The 16,059-nt window shown below is 68.6% G+C and carries 17 protein-coding genes; 3 read left to right on the forward strand and 14 right to left on the reverse strand.

The window, feature by feature from the left end; translation table 11 throughout:
* Positions 1–13: 13 nt before the first annotated feature.
* The 9 genes from DAT35_RS32980 to DAT35_RS33020 all read right to left on the reverse strand — a co-directional run bounded on the left by DAT35_RS32980 (position 14) and on the right by DAT35_RS33020 (position 9,667).
* A complete protein-coding gene (locus DAT35_RS32980; RefSeq protein WP_108072563.1) occupies positions 14–1,522 on the reverse strand; it encodes an adenylate/guanylate cyclase domain-containing protein in 1,509 nt (502 codons plus the stop codon).
* Positions 1,523–1,693: 171 nt separating this feature from the next.
* On the reverse strand, positions 1,694–4,561 hold the full coding sequence (locus DAT35_RS32985; RefSeq protein ID WP_108072565.1) for a GAF domain-containing protein: 2,868 nt from the start codon (positions 4,559–4,561) through the stop codon (positions 1,694–1,696).
* Positions 4,562–4,705: 144 nt separating this feature from the next.
* On the reverse strand, positions 4,706–5,824 hold the full coding sequence (locus DAT35_RS32990; RefSeq protein ID WP_108072567.1) for a hypothetical protein: 1,119 nt from the start codon (positions 5,822–5,824) through the stop codon (positions 4,706–4,708).
* Between the two features lie 21 nt (positions 5,825–5,845).
* Complete coding sequence (locus DAT35_RS32995; protein WP_158501998.1) at positions 5,846–6,385, reverse strand: Uma2 family endonuclease; 540 nt, start codon at positions 6,383–6,385, stop codon at positions 5,846–5,848.
* Positions 6,386–6,442: 57 nt separating this feature from the next.
* A complete protein-coding gene (locus tag DAT35_RS33000; protein ID WP_108072571.1) occupies positions 6,443–7,198 on the reverse strand; it encodes a hypothetical protein in 756 nt (251 codons plus the stop codon).
* Between the two features lie 61 nt (positions 7,199–7,259).
* Positions 7,260–7,442 carry a hypothetical protein gene (locus DAT35_RS33005; RefSeq protein WP_108072573.1) on the reverse strand — a complete coding sequence of 61 codons (183 nt, stop codon included), beginning with the start codon at positions 7,440–7,442 and terminating at the stop codon, positions 7,260–7,262.
* Positions 7,443–7,507: 65 nt separating this feature from the next.
* Positions 7,508–8,362: a tryptophan 2,3-dioxygenase gene (locus DAT35_RS33010; protein WP_108072575.1), complete on the reverse strand. Its 855-nt coding sequence runs from the start codon at positions 8,360–8,362 to the stop codon at positions 7,508–7,510.
* 102 nt (positions 8,363–8,464) lie between these two features.
* Positions 8,465–8,992, reverse strand: coding sequence for a cell wall protein (locus DAT35_RS33015; protein ID WP_108072577.1), 528 nt, complete (start codon positions 8,990–8,992; stop codon positions 8,465–8,467).
* A gap of 192 nt (positions 8,993–9,184) precedes the next feature.
* Positions 9,185–9,667 (reverse strand): hemerythrin domain-containing protein, encoded by a 483-nt coding sequence (locus DAT35_RS33020; RefSeq protein WP_158501999.1) that lies wholly within the window; start codon positions 9,665–9,667, stop codon positions 9,185–9,187.
* Between the two features lie 497 nt (positions 9,668–10,164).
* On the opposite strand from DAT35_RS33020, the gene DAT35_RS33025 reads away from it, so the two are divergent.
* Positions 10,165–11,043, forward strand: a complete 879-nt coding sequence (locus DAT35_RS33025) for an alpha/beta fold hydrolase (protein ID WP_233261868.1) — start codon at positions 10,165–10,167, stop codon at positions 11,041–11,043.
* A gap of 12 nt (positions 11,044–11,055) precedes the next feature.
* Here the strand turns inward: DAT35_RS33025 and DAT35_RS33030 are convergent, their stop codons facing one another.
* From DAT35_RS33030 to gor, 4 genes are all read right to left on the reverse strand, one after another.
* Entirely contained in the window at positions 11,056–11,508 is a 453-nt protein-coding gene (locus DAT35_RS33030) for a hypothetical protein (RefSeq protein WP_108072586.1), read from the reverse strand.
* Positions 11,508–11,819, reverse strand: coding sequence for a PadR family transcriptional regulator (locus DAT35_RS33035; RefSeq protein WP_108072589.1), 312 nt, complete (start codon positions 11,817–11,819; stop codon positions 11,508–11,510). Before DAT35_RS33035 ends, DAT35_RS33030 begins: the two co-directional genes overlap by 1 nt.
* A gap of 70 nt (positions 11,820–11,889) precedes the next feature.
* The gene (locus DAT35_RS33040) at positions 11,890–12,084 is read right to left on the reverse strand and encodes a hypothetical protein (RefSeq protein WP_108072592.1); all 195 of its coding nucleotides are present in this window, start codon (positions 12,082–12,084) and stop codon (positions 11,890–11,892) included.
* A gap of 446 nt (positions 12,085–12,530) precedes the next feature.
* Positions 12,531–13,937 (reverse strand): glutathione-disulfide reductase, encoded by a 1,407-nt coding sequence (gene gor, locus DAT35_RS33045; protein WP_108072595.1) that lies wholly within the window; start codon positions 13,935–13,937, stop codon positions 12,531–12,533.
* A gap of 269 nt (positions 13,938–14,206) precedes the next feature.
* On the opposite strand from gor, the gene DAT35_RS33050 reads away from it, so the two are divergent.
* Positions 14,207–14,542 (forward strand): SPW repeat protein, encoded by a 336-nt coding sequence (locus DAT35_RS33050; protein ID WP_108072598.1) that lies wholly within the window; start codon positions 14,207–14,209, stop codon positions 14,540–14,542.
* Positions 14,543–14,641: 99 nt separating this feature from the next.
* A complete protein-coding gene (locus DAT35_RS33055; protein ID WP_108072600.1) occupies positions 14,642–15,115 on the forward strand; it encodes a hypothetical protein in 474 nt (157 codons plus the stop codon).
* 329 nt (positions 15,116–15,444) lie between these two features.
* Here the strand turns inward: DAT35_RS33055 and DAT35_RS33060 are convergent, their stop codons facing one another.
* Positions 15,445–16,032 carry a Uma2 family endonuclease gene (locus DAT35_RS33060; protein WP_108072603.1) on the reverse strand — a complete coding sequence of 196 codons (588 nt, stop codon included), beginning with the start codon at positions 16,030–16,032 and terminating at the stop codon, positions 15,445–15,447.
* Positions 16,033–16,059 lie beyond the last annotated feature (27 nt).

A 16,059-nucleotide genomic window follows, 5' to 3' on the forward strand; every position in this document is an offset into this window, starting at 1 on the left:
CGTGCGCCACGCACTACCACAGGGCGCGGAAGAGCGGCACCGGATGTGGCTTGCCCTTGAGGCGCACGGGTGGCAGCTCCTCGAAGCCCGACTCATGACCGGCCAGCAGGGCGACCGTCCGCTCGCCCACCAGGATTTCTCCCGGCCCGGCGATGGCGCACAAGCGGGCGGCCACGTTCACCGCGTCGCCGATGCAGGTGTACTCGGCGCGCATGGCCCCGCCGATGTTGCCGGCCACCACCACGCCCGTGTTGATGCCGATGCCCAGCTCGAGCGTGAGCGGACGGCCCTGGCGCGTCCGGGCCCACTCGGCCTCGGCGCGCTGACGCAGCTCCACCATGAAGGCCATCATCATCTTCGCGGACTGGAGCGCGCGCAGCGCATCGTCCTGGCGGAACACGGGCGCGCCGAAGACGGCCATGAGCCCGTCGCCGAGGAACTTGTCCAGGGTGCCCCCGCAGGTGAGCACCGCGTCCGACAGCCCGCCGAGCACCTGGTTCAACACGCCAACGGTCTGCTCGGGCGGGAGGCTGTCGGCGAGCCCGGTGAAGTTGCGGATGTCGGCGAAGAGGGTCGTCACCTCGCGGTTCTCGCCCGTGAGCACCACCGAGTCGGGGCTCTTGAGGATCTCCTCCACCACGGCGTCGGAGGTGTAGCGGGCGAAGAGCTTGCGCATCCGCTCCGTCTCGCCGGTGCGGCGCATGACGCTCTCGATGCGCGCGGCGAGCTCGTCCATGGAGGCGGACTTGTTGACGTAGTCGTCGGCGCCGGCGCGCAGGCCCCTCACGCGCTCCGTCTCGTTGTCGTTGGCGGTGAGGATGATGACGGGCATGGCCCGGGTGGGGCCGTCCTTGAGGCGGCGGCACAGCTCCATGCCGTCGATGCCGGGCATGTCCAGGTCGCTCAGGACGATGGCGGGCTGCACCTTGTTGACCTGCTCGAGCGCCTCGTACGGGTCCTGGAAGACGACGACCTCGTAGCCCAGCGACACCAGACCATCCTGGACGAAGGCGCAGGCCAGGGGGCTGTCGTCCACCACCATGACGCGGTGGAGGCCCTCGGGGGGCGTACGGGACGGAGGCTCCTGGCGGCCGGAGACGCGGCCCTGGAGACCGAGTCCCTCGTAGAGCTGCTTGTAGGTGCAGTAGCCGTTCTCGACGAGGATTTCGCCCAGCTTGCGGCCGGTGCGGCGCTGGAGGGCGAGCGCCTCGTCGAGCTGCGCGACGGTGAGGTACTTGAGGCCCACGAGCAGCTCGCCCAGCGGGGGCTGCACGGGGGTGAGGCCCTGGGGCGGCGGGTTGTGCAGGCCGAGCGCCTCGCCGAGCGCGTCTTGGAGCTGCTCGCGGGTGACGTAGCCCAGGGAGATGAGGGCCTCGCCGAGCCGCTGACCGTTGAGGGACTGAAGGGCGAGCGCCTCTTCAATCTGATTGGGCGTGACGATGCCGAGCTTGAGGAGGAGCTCGCCGAAGAGCGGGCTGTCCGCGCGAACCGCGGAGCGGTTGCGGCCATCAGAGCGGGTCAACGGGCTCTCCACCTTCCAGAAGGGTCACTCGGGGTCCGAGAGTACCCCAGCCCCCGGGAGGGAGACAGAGAGCAGACACATCCCCCTGGCCGAGGCCCAGGCAGGCAAGAGGCTTGCGAGGCGGTCCATTCCCGCCGTGAAGGCCTTCTCTCGCTTTGTGAGAGGGCGTCTCTACTCCCGGGGTAGCTCCACGGTGAAGGTGGAGCCCTCACCGGGGGCGCTACACACCTGGATGTGGCCTCCATGGGACTCGACGATTTCCCGCGAAATCCACAGCCCCAGCCCCAACCCGTGGAACTGCTTGCCATTCACCGCGCGCTCGAAGCGCTCGAAGATGCGGCCCTGGTCCTCGGGGGCGATGCCGATGCCATGGTCCTTCACCACGAGCCGCGCCCGGCCGTCATGGCCGGTCTCCACGCGCACCTCCACGGGCTGACCGCGCCCGTACTTGGCCGCGTTGGACAGCAGGTTGCCCACCACCTGCTCCAACCGCACCCGGTCCCAGCGCCCCACCACCGACGTGTCCGCCATCAGCTTCACCTCACTGCCGGCGCGCGCCAGGGCCTCGGACATGCGCCCCACGGCATCGCGCGTGAGGGACGCCAGGTCCATCTCCTCGCGCTCCAGCTTCAGCCGCCCGGCGGTGATGCGGCCCGCGTCCAGCAGCTCGTCGATGAGGGCCCCGAGCCGCTCGCTGGTGCGCTCGGCCTTCTCCACGCGCTGGGCGAGCCCCGGCGTGGTGGCCACGTCCCGCGCCACGCGCGCCAGCATCTGTATCTGTAGCCGCAGCGCGCTCAGCGGCGTCTTCAGCTCGTGCCCCGCCACGGAGAGGAAGTCGTCGCGCAGGCGTACCGCCTCGGTGGCCGCGCCGTACAGCCGCGCGTCCTCGATGGCCAGCGCCGCGCGCTCGGCCAGGCTCTGCAGCAGCAACTGGTCCTCCTCGTTGTAGGGCCGTCCGCCCGCCACGTCCCGCACCACGCCCAGCGTGCCGAACACCCGCCCCTTCACCGCCAGGGGCACCACCAGCAGGCTCTGCGGGCCGTACCGGTCCAGATAGGGCAGGTACTCCGGGAGCCCTCCGGACACGCGCGCCTCCTCCTCGTCGATGTCCGGCAGCAGCACCGCGCGCCCACTGGTGACGGTGCCTCCATGAAGGCCCTCGCCCGGCTTCTGCCGCCGCGCGTGCACCGTGCCCGCGAGCAACCAGCGCGCCTCCGGGTCCGGGTGGTGGATGGTGACGGGCTCCAGGAAGGCGCCGTCCTCGTCCATGAGCTGCAACACACACCCATCTCCGATGACCTCGGACACCTTGCGCGCAATCACATCCAGCACCGCGGGCAAATCCAGGCCGGCCTCGGCCAGCAGCCGGTCCACCTCCACGAGGATGCGCAGACGCGCGGCGTTGTGACGGGACTCGGCCTCGGCGGCGCGGGCCTTGCGCAGCAGACGCGCGTTGTCGATGGCCAGCCCCGCGCGGGCGGCCATGTCCTCCGCCAGCGAGCGATCCGCCTCGGTGAAGGGCGTGCGCTCGGGTCCGCGCACGAAGGACATGGCCCCCAGGGTGCGCTGGCGGGCCACCAGCGGCACGATGATGAACGAGCCGCCCTCCGGCGACTGCCCAGCCTCCCCCTCCACCTTGCGAGTGAACGGAGGCATCAGCCCGACGACGAGCTGCGCGCGCCCGGTGCGCACCACGTCCGTGATGGCCGAGGGCCGCGAGCGCTCGGGGGCGTAGGCCTCGATTTTGTCGTGCATCAGCGCCCGCTCGGGCTGGGCGTGACGCACGGTGAGCCGCCGCAGGGCGCCGTGCTCGTCGAGGAAGTCCACGGCGCACCAGTCGGAGAAGGTGCCCACCGAGAGCTGCGCCACGCCGGCCACCGTCGTCTCCCACTCCAGCGAGCCGGACAGCAGCACGCCCGCGTCCGCCAGCAATTGCAACCGCTGCCCGGCGGCCTCGGCCTGGAGCCTCGCCGAGCGCTCCGTCTCATAGAGGCGGGCGCGCTCCATGGCCTGAGCGCACTGGCGGGCCAGTCCCAGCATGAGGGTGCGCTGCAACTCGGTGAAGTGCCGCGCCTGGGCGAAACCGAAAGCCAACAGTCCCAGGCCGCGCTGCTCCACCCGCAGGGGCAGAAAGGCGAAGGCCTGACAGGACTTGTGGGCCATATAGACAGCGAAGGCGGGGTAACGGGCCCGCGCGTCCTCCAGGGACTCCAACCACACCGGCGTGCCACGCGCCGCCGCGTCATAGCCGGGCATCTCGGGCATCTCCCGGGGCAGGGACTTCAACGGGGCGAGCGCCTCCAGGCTGGAGCCCACCGCCGCCACCAGCTCCACCGAACGCCCGTTCGACGACAGCTGATGCACCGTGCCGCCCACCGCGCCCACGGCGGGCACGCCCAACTCCAGCACCGCCCGTCCCACGTCCTCGCGGGTGAGGGCGCGCCCGAAGGCCTCCGTCACCGCCTGGACGCTGGTGAGCCGCAACAACTCGGCCTGCTCCGCCTCGGCCCGGGCCTGCAGCGCGGCGGTGCGCGCGGACTCCACCAACCGGCCCCGCTCGATGGCGAGCCCCGCCAGCTGCGCGTACAGGGTGAAGCGCCGCATCTCCTCGGGGGAGAAGCCGCGCGGCTCGGGCGAGGGCCCCAGCAGCACACCCACACACCCGCCACCCGAGGAGAGCACCGGCAGGGCCAGCAACGTCGCCGCCCCCAACCGGTCCATCACCTCCGCCATCTCCGGCTCCAGCCCCGCCCCCCCCTGGTCGAACAGCCACTGGGACGCCACCAGCTCCGGATCCTCCAGCAGCCGACTCCCACACGCGGCCACCGCCTCGGACGCCAACCCGGGCGTGCCCTGGGTCGCCAGCAACCCATCCGTATCGAGCCACGCGACGGCCGAGCGCTCCAGCCCCAGCGAGGCCGCGGCACCGTGTACCACCTCTTGCAGTACGGCCGTGGCTGATGGAGCGGACGCGAGCTGCTCCAGGGCGCGCGACATGCGCTCCACCGCGGCGACGAAGTTGCTTCCGGGCATCTGCATGCCCCACCCCCCAGCCCGGCCCGCACCAGCGCCGGACATGAGAAGGAGTTTTCCATGCCTCCTCGCCGCTTCCCACCGGCTCCGCCGTGGAGCGTCAGATTCAGGATGAACGGAACAACCTGATTAGTCCGGATGTCCAACGCTTCACGGCTCGAAGGCGCGGACCACGGCGAAGACGATCTCCAGGACGATGAGCATCACGACGGTGAGCTCCAGGGTGTGGCTGCGATCCGTGTCGACCTCGCCCTTGAGCAGGCCATACGTCTGGGCCAGCAGCTGCTGCTTGCGCGTCACCGAGCCCTGCCACGAGGGGATGCGCATGCGTTTGACGGCGGCCTCGTACACCTTGGCCAGGTAGAAATCGCCGATGATTTTGAGGCTGTTCTCCACGCGCTCGATGAACTCGTTGAGGTTCACCAGGGTGGCGAGCGTCTCGCGGGCCAGGGCGCGGTAGGGGCTGCGGAACAGGGCGACGAAGTTGTGGCGCCGGGCCTGCACCTCGTCGTGGATGCGGGCGATGTGGGCATCCAGCAGCTCGTCGTAGTAGCGGAACTCCAGCAGCTGGGCGTTGGCCACCTCGAGCAGGTCCGGAATGTCGCTGGAGCCGGAGGGCTCGTAGACGAAGGCGCTGTTCCAGTCGATGACGACCAGGTCGTCCACGGTGTAGCTGAAGCGGGCCTGGGTGACGGCCTCGCGCTCGCGGGGGGACAGCGGCTTGGAGTCCACCTCGCCGAGCAGCACGCGGGCGAGGTCCGCGCGGGCCATCAGCTCGTCGGCGGTGGGGTTGCCCTCAATGCGCTCGACGAAGAGGACGGTGTAGCTCTCGTTCTGATTCCACAGGTGGGGCCCCTGCACGGCGGGGGCGATCATCTTGCGCACCGACTCGATGAGCTCCAGGGCGAGCTCCTCCAAGGCCGCGCTGTCATACAGTTCGTCGGCGAGCGAGGTGAGCGCCTCGAGCGTGGTGCCCGGGGGCACGGGGACGCGGAGGATGATGGAGGCGGCGCCGTGGTCGAAGAGGCGCGCCGTCACGTCCACGGTGACGGGCCCGTGGCGCAGGGCGAGCGCGCGCCGGCCCAGCTCGAAGGCCAGGGGCGGGTTGGGCAGCTGGAGGTACTGGCTGTTCTCCCGGCCGAGCTTGAGGCGGCGGGTGTCCGAGGAGACGACGCGGCGGGCGTGCTCGAGGTCTATCTCCTCGGCGATATCGAAGGTGCGGTAGCAGAGGACCTGGGCCCTCTCGATGATGAGCGACGCATCGGCCATGAGGGGCCGCAGACTAGCCGCTCAGTCCGCCCAGAGCAGGCGCAACGGGAGCTCGAGCGCGCGAAAAGGTTCGGCACGGACGGTGTTGGAGCCGGAATGGAGCGCCACGAGCGAGTAGCGGCGGCCGTCGAGCTCGAGCACCTCGAGGGTGCGCACCTCCGGGTCCACGAGCCACACGTGGCGGATGCCCTCGCGGGCGTAGAGGGGGAGCAGGTGGGCGCGCTCGTCGGGGTGGGAGAGCACCTCGCACACCCAGTCCGGGGGGAGGGCGATGCCGGAGGAGCCGCGGGGCAGGCGCGGGATGCGCTCGCGCCGCCAGCCGAGCAGGTCCGGCGCAATCACACTCTGGCCGAGGTGGAGCTCCAGCCCGGTGAGCAGGAGCCAGGAGCCGGGGACGCCGCGGCCGGCACCGTAGGTTCCAATGAGCTCGGCACCGAGCTGGGAGGCGGCGTAGGCATGGAGCGCGGCCGAGCGGGGGCTGACGGGACGCGCGGCCATCGGGGGCCCCGCCCGGCGGACGGGAAGGGGCTCGAGGTGGGAGATGGAGGCGGGACTCATCATGGCGTTCATAGTGACGCCATACTGGGAAAGGGGTCTGACATTCCCCAGGTCAGATGACTACCCCCCACTTTCTTGGTTGCTGAGAGCGTCGGAAAAATCCATCTGCGCGGAGAGGCTGTCGGCGAAGCGCTGGGCACAATCCGGGGAGGGACTGGGGACGAGGGCGCACTGGCGGCGGGAGAGGGCCTCGGGGCCGGAGGCGGCGCGATCCAGGCGCTCGAGGTAGGGCTTCCAGTCGTCCTTGGGAATGGGGCGCACGGGGAGGTCGGACTCCTCGACATGGGCGGGAGCGCGGGCGGCGGCCTCCTGGGACTTGGAGCGGTAGGACTGGAGGGACTCGCGCGCCTTGCGGGCCGGCTCGGCGTAGGCCTGGAGGGCCTGCTGAATGGCGTTCCAGTCCTTGCGAGCCCAGGCATCGGCGTAGAAGCCGCGCCAGGCGAACTGACGCTGGCGGCACTGGCTCTCGGTGAAACCATAGCCGGTGCCCATGGAGCGCTCCCCGGTGGAGAGGTCCACCCAGTTGGCCTCCTCGACGGCGGCGCAGGCGTCCGCGAGCCAGCGGTTGTAGTCGGCCTGCAAGGCCATCCAATCCTTGAAGGCGGCGGGCTTCTGCTTCTTGAGGGGGACGAGGACCTTGTCGAGCGACTTGTTCATGGCCTTGCGCAGGCACTCGGCGCGCTGCTGCTCCACGAACTTCATTTCGACATTGGAGTCAGGCGTCTGCTTTGGGGGAGGGCAGGCCTTCTTGGACCAGGCCTCGACGGGACTGGGATTGGCGGCTGCGAGCACTGCGGCGAGGGTGAGCGCGAGCATGCCCTTGCTCTAGCACGGGGGCCGAGTGAGCCCAATCCACCCTCCACCCGGGCGAGCCTCCTCAGTCCTCCGGTTCACGCGGAGGGAAGACGACGGGTTTGCCGGGGCCCGGCGCATCATCGGGAAGATTGCCGATATGGCCGGGCGTGGGCGCGGGCCGCTCTCCGGCCTGACGATGCTGATGGTGGCCCTCGCCGTCCTCGGGAAGCGGGGGCTCGTGCTTGGGCCTGTCATGCTCGGCCATGGTGTCTCCTCCTTTCCTGCTCAAGCTAGGAATGAGACACCCGGCGGGCAGCGGCGTTGGGAGCCCTACCTGCCGGCCGGGGGAGCGAGCTCGGTGCGCACGTCCCAGAGCTCGGGGAAGAAGCGCAGGTCCAACGCCTTGCGCAGGAAGCCCACGCCCGAGGAGCCGCCCGTGCCCGGCTTGAAGCCGATGACTCGCATCACCGTCATCATGTGCCGGTAGCGCCACAGCTGGAAACGCTCCTCCACGTCCACCAGCTTCTCGCACATCTCATAGGCATCCCAGTGCTTCTCGATGTTCTCGTAGATGCCGCGGAACACCTCCATCACGCCGGCGCTCTTCTCGTACGGCTGACGCCAGTCGCGCTCGACGCGGTCCGCCGGCACCGCGTGGCCCTTGCGCGCCAGGTGCCGCAGGAACTCGTCGTACACACTGGGCGACTCCAGGAAGCGCTCCAGTTCCGCGTGCACCCCGGGCATGTGCCTGAAAGGCCCGAGCGCCTGCGCGTCCTTGTGCCCGAGCAGGAATTCCAGCGCGCGATACTGATAGCTCTGGAAGCCCGAGGCCTGCCCCAGCGCGCCCCGGAATTCGAGGTATTCGTTGGGGGTGAGCGTCTCCAGCACGCTCCACTGCTCGAAGAGCATCCGCTGGATGTGGCCCACGCGGGAAAAAATCTTGAACGAAGGTTCCAGGTTGTCCGCCTGGATGTATCGGATGACGGCCGTCAGCTCATGCACGAGCAGCTTCATCCACAGCTCGCTCGTCTGATGCTGGATGATGAAGAGCAGCTCGTCATGGTGCGGCGGCTGCGAGCGGGGCACCTGCGCGGACAACAACCGGTCCAACTGCAGATACTCTCCGTACGTGGTCCGTCCGGCCAGGTCGGTAAAGATTCCAGGCTCCAGCTCGCGCTTGTTCATGCGACAAGAATGGCGGGCTCAGTCGCGGCCCGCAAGAACCGGATCCTCACACAGGGAATGGGAGGATCCGGCCCTCATGCTCCGGCTCGGCCGGAGAGCGGCTCAGCCCGCGTTCTTCTGGGCCTCGGCGAGCGCCTTGGCGGCGGCGCGGCCACGCGGGAGCTTGATGTCCTCCACGCTGTTCGGCTCGGCGTAGTCCACCCAGGCCGACGGGCGGCGGTTGGTCTTCTCGAGCATGCGCAGCTTCTGGTAGTGAGCGGCGCAGTAGCCCTTGGTGCGGCTGGGCTTGCCGCAGCCGATGATGGCGCAGTCACGCGCCCCGCCCTCGGCGGCCGGCTTGCGGCCGCGCTTCTTGCCACCCGTCGAAACCGGCGCGGGGGCCGCGCTCCGGGCCGGACGGCCCGGGCCGCGACGAGCCGGCGCCGGGGCAGCGGCACGGCCGCCACCGCCGGACACGCCAAACAGGGGACCTACCGCGCCAGCCAGGGGCGCCAGCTGCTCCGCCACGTTGCGGAGCCTGTCGAGGTCCGACGTGCCCGCCTCCAGTCGCGACACCAGCTCACGCAGCGGCTTGAGCTGCGCCTCGATCTCGTTGCGGACCATCTCTCGGAATGCCTTGTCGACCGACATGCTCGTGTATCCTCTCTGAATAGGCCGTCTCCTGGGTGAGGTGGCCCATCGGGGGGTTTTTGGTGTTGGGAGCTGTTCTACTCAACAGCTGCCCAGACATAACTCCACAGATACACGCTTTGTCGATTAAATAAATATAAAAATTGCGATTTTCGTGATGCAGGCGCCATCTCCTGCTCATTTGTTCAGGACTCAATTGAGGAATGAGCAGGAATCGGCGTGATCCTGAGCTCCGAACCCATGATGCGCACGCCGCATTTCCAACCACAAAGCCTCGCGCGTGGCCGCCAGTCCCCGGACGAGGTCCAGCTCCTCCCGGGCCTCGAGCGCCGCGGCCAGCCGGGGAAATAGCTGCAGTTCCAGGGAACGGATGTGCGCGAGCACCGCGTCACCCAGGGCCAGCCACCGCGCCTGCCACTCCAGGCTGTCCCGGGGAAACCACCGCAGCTCGGCCATCAACTCATGCATCACCAGGAGGACCTCGGCCTCCTGGAGGGCCCGCGCATGCCCCTCCACCCTCACCACCAGGGGTTGCAGTTGGCGCTCCGTCAACCGCACATGCAGCCAGAGCTCCTCGAGCAGCTCCTCCACCCGCCCTGGTGGCAATACCCCATCCTCGCCCGGCACCAGCGCCTGGAAGCGCGCCAGCAACTCCTGATGCTTCCCTGATAACATTTCGAAAGGCCCCATGGCCCCTCAACCATCGCCACCCCCCCACCCGTGGACAACCACCAGGCTTGGAAGCCGCCTGGTCCCCTGCGCTCTCCCGCCTTCCTGACAGGCGTTGAAACCCGCAGGATGCGTACAACTTCCCGGCCCCCGAGAGGAGTTGGCGGGCGGGAGTGGCTCTCTTGCAAGCGCTACCACCCCGCCCGCCTGCCAGGTGCCGGGTCCCTGCCTGCCCGGAGTGCGGTGTTTCTCGTGGGCAACCCGGGCCCGTGGGGCAATGAGACGCCTGCCTTCTTCCGCCTGCTTCATCACGCTACAGGCCGCTACGCCCCGCGCTGGCCAAGCGGGAGCTCTTCACAATCCCCCGGTGAGGACTGTCTTGCCCTGGTTGGACCACGCCGTCAGCAACCCGGGCGGCGCATGGGAGACATTCAAGAAACCCCGGCCCCCTCAACACACTGCGTTGCGGGGTGGACGGCACCTTCCTGTGTTTTGGAGGACGAATGGTGGTACCTACCGCTCGCGCCCGGCCCATCCCACTGCCAGTGAAAATGACCTTCATTCCCACCGAGGACATCCCACAAGGCCATGAATTGCCCTGCGAGCAGCGGCTGGTGCGCGGCGCCCCGGTGCGACTCTTCACCTTTCCCGAGGGCCCTCTGGATGAGTCACGCACCGTGCTGTGCCTGCCTGGCCTTGGAGCGTCCGGCCGCTCGTTCGCGCCCATGCGGCCCCTGGCACCCGCGCGGAGGCTCCTCTTGTGGACTCCCACGCTGCAAACGCCTCTGACGCATACACCCTTGCAGTGGAACCTCGCCTCGCTGGAGCACCCGGACGCACGGCTCCCCGAGCGATTCACCCTGGTGGGCTCCTCCTTTGGCAGCCTCCTCTCCATTGCCTTCGCGCTGGCGCATCCCGAGCGGGTGAAGGCCCTGGTGCTCATCTCTCCCGTGGCCAGCGTTCAACGCGTGCGGCGGTGGGCGCTCGCCCTGTCCTCGCGGGTGCGCATGCCCAAACCCTTCGCATACATCTTCGCCCCCACCATGGCGCGGGTGCTGGGTGGGCGCCACCTGCCTGCCGAGGGCTACGCTGAAATCGTGCGCGAGCTCCGCAGGCTTTCACCCCTGGAGTTGATGCGGCGGCTGCAGGACATCCTCGCCGCGGACTACCTGGAGGGCCTCGAGCGCCTGCGCGTCCCCACCCTCGTCGTCCACGGCGGGAGGGATTTGCTGGTGCCCCTCTCCTACGCGCGGGACGTGGCCTCGCGCATCCCCGGCTCGCAACTGGAGGTCATCCGCGAGGCCAGCCACCTGCCGTATATGAGCCACACAGATGCCTTCAATGCATTCGTCGGCGACTTCCTCGAGCGGCACGGCACCTGAAGAATCCCACGGCTAGCGCGCCAGCCGGCGCCAGGCCTCCTGCACCGAGTGGGTGACGGCCCAGAAGGTGGACACACCCGCCATGGCATAGAGCACCCAGGCCGGCGCCCGGGCTTCGGCCATCTCGTGGATGCGCTCCAGGGCATCGCCCAGCTCTTCGTTGGCGACGCGCGGCTCCAGCCACCCGCTCACGAAGTCCAGGAAACGCTCCACGCGCAGCACCACCGGGTACCGCGGTGACTCGGGGGAGACCTGGATGCGCTCCGGCTCCTCGGGCCGCTGGGGCTCCGGCTCCGGGACGCGGACCCGCGGCTCCGGCTCGGGACGCACCACGCGCCCACGGCCGCCCGCGGCGAACACCTGCCGGTGCGAGTCCGTGAGCCCGTCCTCGACGTCTCCCTCCAGCCCGAACGCGCTCAACAGCGGGAACTCCGGACCAGGCTCATGCGGGTGACGGACATCCATCAGACAGCCTCCGCCGGTTGCAGCAGGTTGAGCAATGCCGTGCGCTGTTCCCTCGCCACCTTGCGCCCTTCCCCCGTCAACTCGTAGTAACGCCGGGGCCTTCCTCCTCGCTCGGGCATGGGCTCTCCATCGAAGCTGCGCAGCAACCCCTCCCGCTCGAGCGCCTTGAGCGCCGGATAGACAGACCCCTCGTTCAGGCTGATCTTCCCGTTCGTCCGCTCCCGGACCCTCTCGATGATTTCCAGCCCGAATCCCCTGCCCCCCATCAGCGACATCAGGATGGCGGTCCGTGCGGAAATCGGAGTGTCCATGAACCTCAGGCTAACCCGAATTCCATGGTTTGCAACCTAGGACCTTGAGGTTGCAGACAGAGCGAAAGATTCAGACGGGCAGCTTCCCGAAGGGCTCGAGCTCCCGCTGGCGGCGAGGCCCCCGCCGGCGCGCCACGGGAGTCCGGGTCGCCGGCAGCAACTTCTCCGTGAGCACGGAGCGGCGCGACAGCGAGAACCCGTCCTCACTGCCCTCGTCCAGCCGGGCCACCTCCACCAGGAGGCTCTTCGACGCCAGGTCGATCATCGCGACACCTCCCTGGACCGCGGGGTCGATGGTTGAAAGAGTATCCTCAATCTTTGAGGATTGCAATGTTCCGTCCTTGCTGTCCTTCATGGAAAGCCCCCCCTCGTGTCATCCACGAACCCGGAACACGCCCGGGGCCGCTGCATTCAGCATCCGTCCCCACTCTGACGTGCCGGGACGACGCCCACTGGCCCCCAGCGCCGCCGCCAGGGACGGTTGACCACACGACACCCTGACCTGGGGGTTCGTTCCTTCCGAGAAGGGCATGCGCACGCCGCGGAGGGCCGACTGCGTCCGAGCCCCACCGGGTGCCTGGCTTGTCCTCGTGGCCGCATGGTGACCCCCCCGCTACGCGCGTGACGCATTCCAGCCCGCATGGGGCCGGATTTCAACTTCCGACTTGTTCTTTTTTTCCCGGCTTCCGTCCCACCCGGGAGAGAGGGGCCTCAGTTCTGCATGGCATCGTGGCCGAGCTCCCGGGCCGCGGCCTCCACGGGGTCCGAGCGCTTGTCGCGCATCGTCACGAACTCCTCGGCCGCCGTGGGGTGGATGCCCACCGTCGTGTCGAGCTGCTTCTTGGTGACGCCACACTTCAGCGCCACCGCCAGGCCCTGGATGATCTCCGGCGCGTCCTCGCCCACCATGTGGAAGCCCAGCACCCGGTCGCTGTCGCGCTGGACAATCACCTTCATCATCGTGCGCTCGTCCCGCCCGGTCAGCGTGTGCTTCATGGGCCGGAAGTTGGACACGTAGACGTCCACCTTGCCGTGGCGCTCGCGAGCCTCGAGCTCGGTGCACCCCACCGTCCCCACCGGCGGCATGCTGAACACCGCCGAGGCCACGCCCGTGTGGTCCACCTTCGTGGGGTTGTCGTGGAAGAGCGTCTCCGCCACCGCCCGCCCCTCGGCGATCGCCACCGGCGTGAGGTTGATGCGGTCCGTCACGTCCCCCACCGCGTAGATGCTCTCCACGTCGGTGCGGGACCCTTCGTCCACCACCACCGCTCCGCGCTCGTCCAGCCGCACCCCCACCTCCGCCAGGCCGAGCCCCTTCGTGTTGGGCACCCGCCCCGTCGCATACAGCACCACGTCCACCTCGAGCGTGTCCCCCATGCGCGTGAGCAGGCTCAGCGTGCCGTCCGCCCGCTTCTCGATGTCGCGGATGAAGGTCTCCGGCCTCAGGTCGATGCCCTTCTTGCGCATCTCCTGCGTGAGCATGGAACGGATGTCGTCATCGAAGCCGCGCAGCACCGTGTCGCCGCGGATGACCATCACCACCTTCGAGCCCAGGGCATTGAAGAGGCCCGCGAGCTCCACCCCGATGTAGCCCCCACCCACGATGGCGATGCGGCGCGGCAGCTCCTTCAGGTTGAGCGCCTCGTCCGAGGTGATGGCGTGCTGGATGCCCGGCACCTCGGGGCGGAAGGGATGCGAGCCCGTGGCCACCAGGATGCGCCCGGCCGTGTAGCGCTTGCCCTCCACCTCCACCGTGTGCGCGTCCACCAGGCGGCCCCGGCCCTCGACGAGTTGCACCCCCGCGTCCCGGAGCAGCCGCCGGTACACCCCATCCAGCCGCTCCAATTCCTTGTCCTTCGCGGCCTGGAGCTTCTTCCAGTCGAAGCCGGGCTCCGACAGCGACCAGCCATAACCCGCCGCGTCCTCGAGGTCGTAGCGGAAGTGCGCCCCATAGACGAGCAGCTTCTTGGGCACGCAACCCCGATGCACGCACGTGCCCCCGATCCGGTTGTCCTCGCAGATGGCGACCCGCGCGCCATAGGAGCCCGCCCGGCGGCTCGCCGACACTCCGCCCGAGCCCGCGCCCAGGGTGAACAGGTCGAAGTCATATTGGGACATCGTGTCTCCTCGTGAGGACCCCTGCCTTCTTCGCACATCCCGCCTTCCCGGGGGACACCAACGTTCTGGCCTGCGGAGGGGAACGACAAGCAACGCGAGCGGGCCACGGGCAGACCCTCACTCCGCCCCTCAGGGAGTGAGGGAGCAACCTTCATCCGCTGACGAGGAACCAGACAGTGGCTCTTCGAGCGGCTCGGCTCGCGGTTGCACCCGGTACGCCTCTCCCCAACTTCAAGAGTGAACGCTGCAAACCTCCGGAGGGGCGGCGCATGTGGGCTCGATGGTTGACCGTCATCCTGGGCTTCTGGTTGGTGTCGGCGCCTTTCGCGCTCGACTACCGGCTCCAGGAGCCCCAGCTCAATGACCTGTGCGTGGGCCTGGGTGTCATCCTGCTTGCCCTCGTGGCCATCGCCATTCCCAAGATGCGCTACGCCAACGTCGTGCTCGGTGTGTGGCTCATCCTCTCGCCCTTCGTCCTGAACTTCGCTGGCTACCGCACCGCCACCTTCAACGACGTCATCGTGGGAATCATCATCACCGCACTGTCGCTCGTCTGGGACCACCGGGAGTGGAGCCCCCACCGCAGGCCCGTCACCGAGTCGTAGCGCTTCGTCCGTTGCCGGACGGCCGCATTCCAGACACCCGCTCCCGAGCGCCGCGCGGGTGTACTGCATGGGCTCCACCTCCTGGAGGAAGACCCACCCATGTGGAAACAACTGAAGCCCTGGCTCGCCGCGAGCGTTGCCGTGCTGACCGCGTGCACCATCACAGGCAAGAACACGTCCGCACGCCAGACCTGTGCTCCCGAGACCGTCGCACTCATGAAGAAGCTGGAAGTGGAGCCGGGCCAGAAGGGCTCCATGCTCCTCGAGGCCGAGCAGCCCGGAGGCCCCAACGACTATGGCATCTACCGAGAGGGCCAGGTGACGAGCCGCCTGGAGACAGCGGTGGGCACCCTGCCCGCGAGCACGCTCGTCGACGGCGTGCTCTGGATGGACACGGGCAAGGTCCAGGCCCACTACACCCAGGCGCACCTGCCCGATGGACAGAACTACCCGGTGTGCCTCGTGCTCGGCTCCTCGGCGCCGGGAGGAGTCTACGCCGAGGCCGGCACTACGCCCGGCGCCCTCACCCTGCCCAAGAGCGTCCCCTTCACCGTGGTCGACAAGTTCGAGTGAGTGGACGCAGGCTGCGGTTCCTTGCCAAGCGCGTGGGCGTTGCCCTCGAGCAGTGTCTGCGTGTTGACCTGGAGCACTGCATGGTACGTTTCAATCCGCTGAGACACCTCGGGCATAAGCAGAGCCGCCCTACACCGGAGGGGTATAAGAATAGCTGGCAATTGCAAATCAACCCTATTCGGAACGCTCGTGCCCTTGGTGCAGAAGACGAGCGCACTCGATGCCACGCGCAACTATGAGACCCGTCAGAACCTCGCTCCTTTGTCACTCGGGATGAGGCCCTGACCTGGGTTTGGAGGAATCGAAGGAGTGAGCAACACTCGGAGGCATCAGGGTCCGGGCGCTGGAATGGAACGGGGTGCCCAGAGGCGTCCCAGGTCAAGCGGCTCGGCATCGAATGGCTCGGCGCGAACGACTTCCTCGCCTCCGTGCCGGGCGACGGGTTGCCAGCCCTGTGTTCCTCGACGGTAGATCTCCAGCGTGTGGGCCCTTGGATCCACCAACCACGCGTGGCTCACGCCCTCCTGGTGGTAGAGCGATAGCTTGCGCCCTCGGTCCAACGCGGCCGTGGAGGGCGATAGCACCTCGCATATCCAATCGGGCGCCAGATCGAAGAAGGGCTCGTCCCGATCGAACAACCCAGGTGCCCGTTCGTAGCGCCAGCCCGCCAGGTCCGGCACCACCACCTGTCGGCCGAAGTGCAGTTCCGGCTCGTACACTATCCACCAGCCTCCCGGCCCTCCCTTCCCGAAGCTGAAGGTATTCCCCAGCATCCCCCCAAGCACCGAGGCCACCCATGCGTGCCACTTCGCCGGCCGTGGGAATGCCCACAGCTCGTCGTCGATGATCTCCCCCACCCACCCCGGTGGTAATGCCTCGATGTCTTCATAGGTGGCTGGTCTCTTTCCCCGGCCCATCTCCGCTCCTCTCCCATGTCTTCCTTC

The organism is Vitiosangium sp. GDMCC 1.1324 (assembly GCF_003044305.1).
Taxonomy (GTDB): domain Bacteria; phylum Myxococcota; class Myxococcia; order Myxococcales; family Myxococcaceae; genus Archangium.